Origin of the sequence: Desulfomicrobium escambiense DSM 10707 (assembly GCF_000428825.1) — a bacterium.
GTDB classification, from domain to species: Bacteria; Desulfobacterota; Desulfovibrionia; order Desulfovibrionales; family Desulfomicrobiaceae; genus Desulfomicrobium; species Desulfomicrobium escambiense.
Genome location: NZ_AUAR01000027.1, coordinates 18,000 through 28,810 on the forward strand (window position 1 = coordinate 18,000; position 10,811 = coordinate 28,810).

The following is a 10,811-nucleotide window of genomic DNA, read 5'->3' on the forward strand; positions in this document are numbered from 1 at the left end:
GTCGTCTACGCGTAAGATGCAGTGTTGTCGTCGGCGGATTCATCCAGCAAAGACTTTGCCACAGAAGGCAGGTCGTGGCAATCCTTGGGAAATCGGCACGCCGCTAAAGGCTGAAACCCTCGCCGAGATAGACCTTGCGCGCCCCGGGGTCGGCGACGATTTCGTCGGGGCTGCCGCTCAGGATGATGCGGCCGTCATACACCAGATAGGCGCGGTCGCAGATCTGCAGGGTCTCGCGCACGTTGTGGTCGGAGATGAGCACGCCGATGCCCTTGGCCTTGAGGCCCTCGATGATGGTCTGGATGTCGTCCACGGCCAGGGGGTCGATGCCGGCGAAGGGTTCGTCCAGCAGGATGAACTTCGGGTCGCGGATCAGGGCGCGGGCGATTTCGAGCCTGCGCCGCTCGCCGCCGGACAGGTAGGCCGCCTGCTGGTCCTGCAGGCGGGTGATGCCCAGTTCATCTAGGAGCCTGTCGGCCGTGCGCTTCTGCTCCTCGGCCGTGCGGCCGGAGTATTCCAGGATGAGCTGCAGGTTCTGGCGCACGGTCAGCTTGCGGAAGATGGAGCTTTCCTGGGGCAGGTAGCTCATGCCCAGGCGGGCGCGCTTGTGCAGGGGCCAGCGGGTGATGTCCACGCCGTCGAGGGTGACCTCGCCGCGGGTGGGCGTGACGATGCCGGCAAGCATGTAGAAGGTCGTGGTCTTGCCGGCGCCGTTGGGGCCCAGCACGCCGACGACCTCGCCCTGGCGCACGTCGAGGTCGATGTCGCGGACAACGTCCCGGACCCCGTAGCGTTTGGCCAGCTGGCGGCCTGACAGGGTCGTCACGGCTTGAGCTCCTTGGTGTCGGCCGGGGTGTTGAAGATGGCCTCGACCCGCTGCTTGCCGCCCAGGACTTCGCTGCGGTTCTCCCGCATGTAGAGCTTGATGACTTCGCCCTGGATTTTGTTGGCACCTTCCATGAGCACGGGGTCGCCTTCGAGGGTCAGGATTTCCGTGGCCGTTTCGTATGTGGCCTTGGCGCAGGTGCCGGAGCGTCCCCTGTCGGCCTTCAGGCGGACATTGCCCTGGGAGACGATTTTCTTGATGGAGCTTTGCTGGTCCATGGCGGTCTGGGTGGAGTTGCCTCCGCCTTGCTTTTTGTCGAGGAACACGGTCAGGGTGTCGGACCACATCTCGACGTCCTGGCGGATGACGTGCACCGACCCGGAAAAGAGCACCTGATCGCCTTTCTGGGTGTAGGTCATGGTGTCGGACGTGATCTTGACCGGCACGGTCTGCTCCGCCGCCCACAGGGGGGCGGCCCATGCCAGGAGGAGAATCAGAATGAGTGAACGCATAGATGTTCCCGCTCGTCAGTTCAGGGTGACCTGGACGTAGCCGCGGGCCAGGATGTCGCCCGTGTCCAGGAAATAGGTCAGGGTGTCGGAACTGCCCTGCATGGAATCGCTTGAAATGTCGATGTGGCCGGACAGAACCAGGGTGCGGTTGCCGCCCGTGTAGTCGAGGGTGTCGGCGCGCATGCGGTATTCCCCCCGGGTGGCGTTGACGCCGTCCCACATCCTGGCGCGGTCCTCCTTCTGCCAGACCTGCCCCTTGGGCGCCGTGACTTCGACGTGGTCCTCGCCGTCCTCGCCCCAGTAGGTGATGACGGGGTCCGTCAGGATCAGCTCGTCTCCGGCCTCGGCGTAGTCCGCCCCGGCAGCGCTCAGGTTCCAGAGCTTTTTGCCGTCCTTGCCCTGGCTCAGGTTCACGCCCTTGAGGCTCAGGTCCACGTCCACGTTGCGGGCGATGTCGGGGTCCAGACGCTCGGGCCACAGCATGCGCCAACCCAGGACGGCGATGCCGGCCAGGACGAGAAGGGTCAGCAGGGCCGCCAAGGCTCGTTTCATGCCGTCAGCCACTCCCGCCACATGACGTCGAGCTTGCCCTGGGCGCGCAGGACGAAGTCCAGGGCCTCGCGCACGGCCCCGTGGCCGCCCATGGCCCGGGTGGTCCAGGCCGCGAGCTTGAGAATCTCGGGACGGGCGTTGGGCACGGCGATGGGGAAGCCGACCATGGACATGGGCGCGGCGTCGACCCAGTCGTCGCCGACGTAGGCCATGTGCTCGAAGGGGATGCCGGTCTTCTCGGAAATTTCTCGCATGGCCGGCACCTTCCGGTGGTGCCCGTAATAATAGTGGCCGATGCCCAGTTCCGTCACGCGCCGCTTCACGGCCGGGGACTCCAGGCCCGTGATGACTGCGAACTCGATGCCGGCCTTGGGGCCGAGCTTGATGCCGAGGCCGTCCTGGACGTTGAAGCGCTTCATGACGCAGCCGGATTCGTCGTAGTACAGGCCGCCGTCGGTCAGCACCCCGTCCACGTCCAGGATCATGAGGCGCACGTCGCGGGCCAGGCGCTCAGCATTCATTGGGGACGCTCCAGATGGCCGCCAGCTCCGAGAGCAGGGTGCGGGCCTTGGCCAGGGGCCAGGAGTTGGGGCCGTCGCACAGGGCCTTGTCCGGGTCCGGGTGAATCTCCATGAACAGGCCCTGGCAGCCGCTGGCAACGGCCGCTCGCGCCAGGGGCGGCACGAACTCGCGCTGGCCGCCCGAGGACGTGCCCTGGCCGCCCGGGAGCTGCACCGAGTGCGTGGCGTCGAAGATGACCGGGCAGCCGAACTGCTTCATGATGACCAGGGACCGGAAATCGACCACGAGGTTGTTGTAGCCGAACATGGAGCCGCGCTCCGTCAGCCAGATGCGCGTGAACCCTTCGGAGCGGATCTTCTCGACCGGGCCGCGCATGTCCCAGGGGGCCATGAACTGGCCCTTCTTGATGTTCACGACGCGTTCGGTGCGGGCCGCGGCCAACAGCAGGTCCGTCTGGCGGCAGAGGAAGGCCGGGATCTGCAGCACGTCGGCCACCTCGGCGGCCAGGGAGGCCTGGCGCGGCTCGTGGATGTCCGTGATGATGGGCAGGCCCGTGCGGCTCTTGATCTGGGCCAGCCAGTCGAGCCCGGTGTCCAGGCCCGGCCCCCGGAAACTCCCCCCCGCGGTGCGGTTGGCCTTGTCGTAGGAACTCTTGAAGACCAGGGGCAGGCCAAGCTCCGCGCAGATGGCCTGCAGCTCCACGGCCACGGTCATGGCCACGTCGAGGCTCTCCAGGACGCAGGGTCCGGCGATGAGGAAGGGGCGGTCGGCGACCAGTTCGGCGCAGTCGATCATGGTTCCTGCTCGGGTTTCTTGTTGGCCACGGCCGCGGCGATGAACTCGCGGAACAGCGGGTGGGGCAGCATGGGCCGGGAGGTGAACTCGGGGTGGAACTGGCAGCCCAGGAACCACGGGTGGTCCTTGATCTCCACGATCTCCACCAGGCTCTTGTCGGGCGAGGTGCCGCTGATGGTCAGGCCGGCCTCCTCGAAGCGCTTCTGGTAGGCGCCGTTGAATTCGTAGCGGTGGCGATGGCGTTCCGATACCTCGGCCTGGCCGTAGGCCTCGAAGGCGCGGGTGTTCTTCTCGATGACGCAGGGGTAGGCGCCCAGACGCATGGTGCCGCCCTTCTCGCTGGCCATGTCGCGGCGCTGCACGCACTTCTTGCGGAAGTCGAACCACTCCTTCATCAGATAGATGACCGGGTCCGGCGTGGTCAGGTCGAACTCCTCGGAGTTGGCCTTGGCCAGGCCCATGACGCTTCTGGCGTACTCGATGACCGCGCACTGCATGCCCAGGCAGATGCCGAAGAAGGGGACCTTGTTCTCGCGGGCGTAGGTGATGGCCGCGATCTTGCCTTCCACGCCGCGGATGCCGAAGCCGCCGGGCACGAGGATGCCGTCGGCGGCGGCCAGCCTCTCGGCCACGTTCTCGGACGTGATCTCCTCGGAGTTGACGTACAGGAAGCGGATGGCCGCGTGGTTGGCCACGCCGCCGTGGGTCAGGGCCTCGTGCAGGCTCTTGTAGGCTTCCTTGAGGTCAACGTACTTGCCGACGATGGCGATGGTGACCTGGGTCCTGGGGTGGTGCAGGTTGTACACGAGGTCCTTCCAGGCCTGCAGGTCCGGGTTCTTGGCGGCCAGGCGAAGCAGGATGGCGATCTTCTGGTCCACGCCCTCGTTGTAGAGGGTCAGGGGCAGTTCGTAGATGTGATTGACGTCGATGGCGGTAAAGACCGCGTCGCGGTCCACGTTGCAGAAGAGGGCGATTTTGCGCTTGATGTCGTCGCCGAGGTTCACTTCGGAGCGGCAGAGGATGATGTCGGGCTGGATGCCGAGGCTGCGCAGTTCCTTGACGGAGTGCTGCGTGGGCTTGGTCTTGAGTTCGCCTGCGGCCTTGATGAACGGCACCAGGGTCAGGTGGATGTAGAGGACGTTGTCCTTGCCCAGGTCGGCGCGCAGCTGGCGGATGGCTTCCAGGAAGGGCAGGCCCTCGATGTCGCCGACGGTGCCGCCGATCTCGACCAGGGCCACGTCGAGGTCGTCGCTGGCCAGGCTCAGGATGGATGATTTGATCTCGTCGGTGATGTGCGGGATGACCTGCACGGTCCCGCCGAGATAGTCGCCGCGGCGTTCCTTGGTGATGACGGTGTTGTAGATGCGGCCCGAGGTGTAGTTGTTGCGCTGGTGCATGCTCGTGCCGAGATAGCGCTCGTAGTGGCCCAGATCCAGGTCCGTCTCGGCGCCGTCGTCGGTGACGTACACTTCGCCGTGCTGGAAGGGGTTCATGGTACCCGGGTCGACGTTGATGTAGGGGTCGAGCTTCTGGATGGTTACCCTAAGGCCCCGCGCCTTGAGCAGGGCCGCGATGGAAGCGGCGGCCAGCCCTTTTCCCAGGGAGGAGAGCACCCCTCCGGTCACAAAAATGAATTTGGTGTTCATCACGTCCTCGTGCGCCTGAAAGTTCTTCTGCCATCGTCCGCGCGGGTGCGCGGAATCCGTGGTTCACAAAACAAATGGGCCACCTGCCGGCAGCCCGAAATTCGACAACCAATATGTCCGCCGGGTCATTTGGCAGCGGACTTCCGGCTTGTCAAGCGGCCCTGGTGTCCTGCAAACACCTCGGGTCTGCATAGCAGAAACCGGGCGGAGTGCAAACAGCGGCAAGGGGTCATTTTCGGGCTTGCGCCGGGTTTGCTTGGCCTGTAATGGCCTTCCTTACGTGAAAATACAGCGCGGCTGCGGCCGCTTTTTCGGAGGGAAGATGGCCCAGGTCAAGACATTGGTAATCACCGGATACGGGACGAATTGTGAGCGGGAATGCGCCTTTGCCGCGGACCAGGCCGGTTCGGACCAGACGACCATCGTCTATTTTTCGGACCTGACGGCGGACAAGGTGCGGCTCGCCGACTACAATTTTCTCATCCTGCCCGGCGGTTTCCTCGACGGCGACGATCTGGGCTCGGCCCAGGCCGCGGCCCTGCGCTGGCGGCACATGAAAACCGCCAGCGGCCACTCCCTCATGGAGGAGCTCAAGGGCTTCCTCGATGCCGGCGGGCTGATCCTGGGCATCTGCAACGGCTTTCAGCTTCTGGTGAAGCTCGGTCTGCTGCCTGCCCTGGACGGGGCCTACTTCACCCGCCAGGTGTCTTTGAGCCACAACGATTCGGCCAAGTATGAAGACCGCTGGGTGACGCTCAAGATCAATCAGGACTCGCCCTGCGTGTTCACCAAGGGCCTCGATTACCTTTATATCCCCGTGCGCCACGGCGAGGGCAAGCTCGTGCCCGGCGACGAGACGACCCTTGCGCGCCTGCAGGAGCAGAATCTCATCGCCCTGCAATACGTGGACCCGTCGACCAAGGCCGTGACCCAGGAATACCCGGCCAACCCCAACGGCTCTCCCTTGGGCATCGCGGGCCTGACGGACCCGTCGGGCCGGATTCTGGGCCTCATGCCGCACCCCGAGGCCTACAATCACCCGACCAACCACCCGCGCTGGACCCGCGGCGAGACGTCCACCCTCGGCACGGCCCTGCTGAAGGGCGGCGTGGACTACCTCAAGGCCCGGTAGGCCAGGGACGAGACCGGGAGCTGCAAAGAGCATTGACAGCGGACCCATGACTTTCTACTGTGCGCCTTCCCCGACGCCGGACCCGGACGAAATCAGCGTCTGGGAGCCCTTCATGAACGAGGCCCTGCAGTTGGCCCTTGCGGCCGAGGAGCGGGGAGACGTGCCGGTGGGCGCGGTGATCGTGGACGGCAGCGGCCGCATCCTGGGCCGCGGCGAGAACGGGACGATCCGGGACAACGATCCCACGGCCCACGCCGAGATCCTGGCCCTGCGCGAAGCCGCCCGGCGGGTCGGCAATCACCGCCTGACCGACGCGGTCCTGGTGGTGACCCTGGAGCCCTGCATCATGTGCTTGGGCGCCGTCATCCAGGCCCGGCTGGCCGGAGTGGTCTACGCCGCCGCGGACCCCAAGGCGGGCTGCCTGGTCAGCCGCATGAGCGGCACGGACCTGCCTTGGAGCAACCACCATTTCTGGGCCCTGGGCGGCGTCCTCGAAGAGGAATGCAGCGCCCTCCTGAGCGGCTTCTTTCGAAAGCGCCGCCAGGAAAAGAAAATTTCCAAAAACCTCGCGGAGAGGTAGCGAAGTCCGGCCGTAACGCGCTCGACTCGAAATCGAGTTACCGGCTAATCACCGGTACGTGGGTTCGAATCCCACCCTCTCCGCCATTTCTTTTTTATCTCGCCGAATTCACTCAACATCCTCAAATTACATTAGCTTTTGCTTCCAAACTGTCCCACAACGCTGTACCACAGGGGCATGGAAACAATGGCAAAGTGTCCGGGCGTTCGTCGCCGCAAAGGGACCACTCACTGGTGGTTCCGTCGTCGCATTCCTCAAGATCTTCTCGACCACTATCATCCCAAGAAAGAGATCGCATTCAGCCTTGAGACCTCCGATTACCGGAACGCCTGTGAGAAGGCCCGGATGGAGTTCGTGAGGCTCGACCAAGAGTTCACCGAGGTCCGGGCAAAGCTCGCTGCTGAGATCCGAACGGAGATCTCCGACGTTGAGATGGACCGCCTTGCCATGATGCTTGAGCATAGCATGCTCAGGGCTGACGAGGAGATCCGGCTGGCAGGCTCGGATGACACGACGTACGAATGGTGGGAGCAGAAGCACCAAGAGCGGTTAACACGCTACAAGCGAGCGTTGGCCCGGGGAGATGTTGGTGTCGTTGCCGATATGCTGGAAGACTGGCTCATCAATCATGGCATTTCCCTTGAGAGGGAGAGTGAGCGGTTCAAGGAGTTGGCCTATCGGTTCCTCAAGGCCGCTGTGGTGGCGTCAGAGAAGCAGGGCAAGAGATTCCAAGGGGATGTGGTGAATACTCCAGCACGGCCCGCAGGAGAGCTTTTCCCGGCGGCTACGCCTTCTCCTGTCCAGACCGCCACAGATGACTGCCGGCTCGCCTTCTCCGGCCTCTTTGAGAAGTGGGCTGCGGAGAAACGTGTCACACGCTCAGAGAACACGGTTCAAGATTTCGGGGTGTACGTCCATCGCTTCATCGAACTCCACGGAGATCTGCCTGTCGAGCAGATCACCAAGGCGCATGTGCGAGACTACAGGGATGCGATGCTCAAACTGCCAGTCATCAACCAGCTTCCCCACCATTACCGAACCTTCAATGTCCAGCAGCTCTTGGAGTTGAGCGACAAGCAGCCCGACCTGCAACGCCTTTCCCCAAAGACGGTTAACGAGAAAGCCTTGGGCGCAGTGGGGGCAGTCTTGAAGTGGGGAGCCAAGAACGGCTACCTCGACAGCAACCCCGCAGCAGACATGAAAATCAGTTTGAGCAAGAGCGCACCGAAAGCTCGCCTTCCGTACTCCATTGATGACCTGAACATGATTTTCGGTTCGTTCCCAGTCTTCACCGCCGGGGAGCGGCCCAAGGCCGGAGGAGGTGAGGCCGCTAAATGGCTTCCTCTTCTGGCGTTGTTCACTGGGGCAAGATTACAGGAACTGGGGCGTCTGACCACGGAGGATGTCAAAGAGGAGCGTGGGGTCATCTTCTTTGACATGGTGGACGCAGGGACCAAGACAGCTAACGCTAGGCGGACAGTCCCGGTTCATCCGGAATTGGTGAGGCTGGGCTTCATGGAGTACGTGGACGTCCGGAGGCGTGAAGGCGGCGGGGCGCTATTCCCTGCTCTTCAGTCAGCACAGGATAGCCCCACGGAGAACTTCACCAAGTGGTGGGGCAGGTATGCCCGGAAGCACGGGATGACCGATCCTAAGAAGGTGTTCCATTCCTTCAGGCATACAGCGAAAGACGGCTTCAGGAACTCCGGGGTTCCCAAGGAGTATCGGGATTTGCTCCAAGGTCATGCACTACCCGGTGCTGGAGAACTCTACGGCGAAGGAGCAAGCCTTGAGGTGCTGGCCCGGGAGATGGGCAAGCTTTGTTATCCGGGGCTGGATTTGGGGCGCCTCGCTCCGGCGGCAGGTTGATCAGGGAGGGCAGTGTGTCTGCCCTTCCTTGTTGGATGATGAGTGGAACGAATTGATTTGTTAAAGTTGTGTATCGTTTTGACACGGTGGCCCTTGCCAGTAGGTTTCTGACGCTCTACGTATGCCACGCTCCACATCTTGCTGTGCTGATGCACTAGTGGTTTTGCTCTTCGCCTTGTGTCAATTTCGTAATTCCAGAAAATTATTTATAAATTGCCACCTCTGTAAGATAGTACATGATTTATTGATTTTATTGCCCCTTCGGATGCGTTTAGGCCATTTAGTGTGGGGCGGATATAATCGTTTATGACTTCGTTGATCGTCATGCCATTTGAAATTGCGAAGTCAATATCAATGAGTAGGCTGTTTTGTGCTGAAGAGACACTTTTTACATCTTCGGGGTTAATTTTGCCATTGCTATCTATTAGTCTTTGATTAGCGCCATTTGCAATCGTAACTAAGGTCCGAGTGCTTATGGCGGCATTTTTTCCACTTCGCTCTGCGGCCTTATTTTTCAACCATTTAAACATGATATAATTCCTGTAACTTTATTTAGTTTGAACTGTTGCGTTTATGATATTTTATGTACGCAGAAAGTTATGTTATGATTGTTCGTTCTGCTCTTTGTACAATTTTTTGACTGTGTTCATCGTTATGGTGAATTTGGCTATAGATAATGAGTCTAGGGCTGTCTGAGTAAATGCCTTTAAAATTGGATTAGTCATGTTGTCTGGAGTTGTGTATTTTGTGATTAACATATCTAAATACTGTGCAGTTTCGGATATATTATAAATATTTTTCTCTGAGTACAGTAATGGGCCAAATAGTCCCATTCTAGATCTTTTGACAATAATTCCGCTACGGGCGATACTAATATAAATTGGGTCTCCATTTTCAAAATTTACTCGGGACCAGCACTCAAGTTTACTGTCACCAAATCTAACAACTGTTGGCATACTTTTCCCCTTTGTAGTTGATTCTGTGATCCAATCCAACGGGGAGACATCTTCCTCATTATTAGCTAAATATCAAGACCTATGGCGAAATTTGCATGTAATACAGACATGTTAGGGGTGATGATGTTTGCTGGTGTGTCATACGGATATGCTTATAAAGGGTATACCCTTTGTGGTTGTTTTGGTCGGTGAGTAAAAGAGGGCGGATAGAATTGGTCGTCGCGGATATTTACTTGGGCGGAATTGCTGGATAAAGAGATCCCTGAATTATTATTGAGTATAAAGACAAGGAGAGCTGTATGGGTTTGTTAGGGAAATTTTTTGGAAATTGTCGTAATGATGAGCCAAGAAGTAATGTTGCAACGCCGCGTCAAGCCTCGTTTAATCGTGTTGCAGATTTAAAAAAACCAGTCGCTTCTGCTGCAATCCTTCAGACCTTGCGTCATATAGATTTATATCCAATACATTTTTACAATAAAATTAGTAAAAGTGCGCAAGAAGAGGTAATTAAGTGGGCGTATGAAGTTTTATTCTATGTCAATAAGTTTTACGATATAAATGATAATAATATTCTGCTTTCTCCTGATATGTCGGGAATCAGTAAGGACGAGATAATTAAGTCAATAAAAGTTGCACATTTAGTCTTTATGATAAATAATGATGCCAGAATTGAGAGTTTATATGCATTCTTAATCGGGCTAATTGATGTTGACTATCTTGGAAAAGAAAAGGATGATCTTTTGATGGATGAGCTTTTCAGAAGAAATCGTCATGAAACAGGATCATATACATTAACATCTAAAAATCAAAAAATTATGGACGAAGTTATTTCCAGAAAAACAAGATGGTTTCATGATTGGGAAAAGAAGGTCGTTGATGATGCCAAAAGACACAAGCAAGGTAATGAGTAAGAAGAAAATTTATTATATGAAGTTTAAGAGATTAGCTGTAGTTGGTGCAATTTCAGAAATATATTTTTGTGAGAAGACTGGTCACGTTGGGGATCTGTCATTGCATGTTAACTGTGTTGTGTACAATCTTGAGGGTGTAGATTTGCTAGGTCGGCATTGTTGATACATTTTTGATGAGAGGACGTTTAAGGCTGTTTAGGAAAAGAGTTGGGAAATCAGACAGGAGTTTCGAAAAAATCTCCTGATCCAGGCCCATTTTCTTCATAATTCCAGACTATTACCCTTACATTTCCTGTAAGACCCCTTCCTTTCCCGTTTTTCCACGACACAACTTGCTGATTTTTTACCAAAAAGAATGATTTTTCTTGCACATGTAAGACCCTTATGATATGGCCGAGACATGGCGCACCTCCATAAGAAAATGAAAAACGGAAGACCCTACTTCTACATCCGTGAGATTGCCCGTGTGAACGGCAAGCCCAAGGTTGTGAATCAGGTCTACCTCGGCAC

General features: G+C 58.0%; 11 protein-coding genes and 1 tRNA gene. 5 read left to right on the forward strand and 7 right to left on the reverse strand.

What is annotated here, in order from left to right; all coding sequences use genetic code 11:
• Positions 1-103: 103 nt before the first annotated feature.
• Genes lptB through G394_RS0115425 form a run of 6 tightly spaced genes read right to left on the reverse strand, consistent with a single transcriptional unit; the run spans position 104 to position 4,853 of the window.
• A complete protein-coding gene (gene lptB / locus G394_RS0115400) occupies positions 104-826 on the reverse strand; it encodes an LPS export ABC transporter ATP-binding protein (protein ID WP_028578431.1) in 723 nt (240 codons plus the stop codon).
• Positions 823-1,338: an LptA/OstA family protein gene (locus G394_RS0115405; protein ID WP_043776203.1), complete on the reverse strand. Its 516-nt coding sequence runs from the start codon at positions 1,336-1,338 to the stop codon at positions 823-825. Before G394_RS0115405 ends, lptB begins: the two co-directional genes overlap by 4 nt.
• Positions 1,339-1,353: 15 nt before the next feature.
• Positions 1,354-1,890, reverse strand: coding sequence for an LPS export ABC transporter periplasmic protein LptC (gene lptC / locus G394_RS0115410; protein WP_028578433.1), 537 nt, complete (start codon positions 1,888-1,890; stop codon positions 1,354-1,356).
• Positions 1,887-2,411, reverse strand: coding sequence for a KdsC family phosphatase (locus tag G394_RS0115415; protein ID WP_028578434.1), 525 nt, complete (start codon positions 2,409-2,411; stop codon positions 1,887-1,889). Before G394_RS0115415 ends, lptC begins: the two co-directional genes overlap by 4 nt.
• A complete protein-coding gene (kdsA, locus tag G394_RS0115420) occupies positions 2,401-3,207 on the reverse strand; it encodes a 3-deoxy-8-phosphooctulonate synthase (protein ID WP_028578435.1) in 807 nt (268 codons plus the stop codon). The genes G394_RS0115415 and kdsA overlap by 11 nt, the downstream gene beginning before the upstream one ends.
• A complete protein-coding gene (locus tag G394_RS0115425) occupies positions 3,204-4,853 on the reverse strand; it encodes a CTP synthase (protein ID WP_028578436.1) in 1,650 nt (549 codons plus the stop codon). Before G394_RS0115425 ends, kdsA begins: the two co-directional genes overlap by 4 nt.
• A 322-nt stretch (positions 4,854-5,175) precedes the next feature.
• On the opposite strand from G394_RS0115425, the gene G394_RS0115430 reads away from it, so the two are divergent.
• From G394_RS0115430 to G394_RS0115445, 4 genes are all read left to right on the forward strand, one after another.
• Positions 5,176-5,985, forward strand: coding sequence for a phosphoribosylformylglycinamidine synthase subunit PurQ (locus G394_RS0115430; RefSeq protein ID WP_028578437.1), 810 nt, complete (start codon positions 5,176-5,178; stop codon positions 5,983-5,985).
• A gap of 46 nt (positions 5,986-6,031) precedes the next feature.
• Positions 6,032-6,565: a tRNA adenosine(34) deaminase TadA gene (tadA, locus tag G394_RS20405; protein ID WP_051307246.1), complete on the forward strand. Its 534-nt coding sequence runs from the start codon at positions 6,032-6,034 to the stop codon at positions 6,563-6,565.
• Positions 6,556-6,651: transfer RNA gene (locus G394_RS0115440), tRNA-Ser, on the forward strand. Before tadA ends, G394_RS0115440 begins: the two co-directional genes overlap by 10 nt.
• Before the next feature lie 91 nt (positions 6,652-6,742).
• A complete protein-coding gene (locus G394_RS0115445) occupies positions 6,743-8,434 on the forward strand; it encodes a site-specific integrase (RefSeq protein ID WP_084435729.1) in 1,692 nt (563 codons plus the stop codon).
• A gap of 206 nt (positions 8,435-8,640) precedes the next feature.
• Here G394_RS0115445 and G394_RS21295 read toward each other — a convergent pair whose 3' ends face one another.
• Positions 8,641-8,964 carry a hypothetical protein gene (locus tag G394_RS21295; protein WP_156902638.1) on the reverse strand — a complete coding sequence of 108 codons (324 nt, stop codon included), beginning with the start codon at positions 8,962-8,964 and terminating at the stop codon, positions 8,641-8,643.
• 725 nt (positions 8,965-9,689) lie between these two features.
• Between G394_RS21295 and G394_RS21300 the strand changes: the two genes are divergently transcribed.
• Positions 9,690-10,301: a hypothetical protein gene (locus G394_RS21300; RefSeq protein WP_156902639.1), complete on the forward strand. Its 612-nt coding sequence runs from the start codon at positions 9,690-9,692 to the stop codon at positions 10,299-10,301.
• The last annotated feature ends 510 nt before the right edge of the window (positions 10,302-10,811 follow it).

Bases quoted from the DNA above. Each gene is read 5' to 3' on its own strand.
- G394_RS0115405 (WP_043776203.1), bottom strand. From the start codon at position 1,338: ATGCGTTCACTCATTCTGATTCTCCTCCTGGCATGGGCCGCCCCCCTG.
- kdsA (WP_028578435.1), bottom strand. From the start codon at position 3,207: ATGATCGACTGCGCCGAACTGGTCGCCGACCGCCCCTTCCTCATCGCC.
- G394_RS0115445 (WP_084435729.1), top strand. From the start codon at position 6,743: ATGGAAACAATGGCAAAGTGTCCGGGCGTTCGTCGCCGCAAAGGGACC.
- G394_RS0115425 (WP_028578436.1), bottom strand. From the start codon at position 4,853: ATGAACACCAAATTCATTTTTGTGACCGGAGGGGTGCTCTCCTCCCTG.
- lptC (WP_028578433.1), bottom strand. From the start codon at position 1,890: ATGAAACGAGCCTTGGCGGCCCTGCTGACCCTTCTCGTCCTGGCCGGC.
- G394_RS21300 (WP_156902639.1), top strand. From the start codon at position 9,690: ATGGGTTTGTTAGGGAAATTTTTTGGAAATTGTCGTAATGATGAGCCA.
- G394_RS21295 (WP_156902638.1), bottom strand. From the start codon at position 8,964: ATGTTTAAATGGTTGAAAAATAAGGCCGCAGAGCGAAGTGGAAAAAAT.
- tadA (WP_051307246.1), top strand. From the start codon at position 6,032: ATGACTTTCTACTGTGCGCCTTCCCCGACGCCGGACCCGGACGAAATC.
- G394_RS0115430 (WP_028578437.1), top strand. From the start codon at position 5,176: ATGGCCCAGGTCAAGACATTGGTAATCACCGGATACGGGACGAATTGT.
- G394_RS0115415 (WP_028578434.1), bottom strand. From the start codon at position 2,411: ATGAATGCTGAGCGCCTGGCCCGCGACGTGCGCCTCATGATCCTGGAC.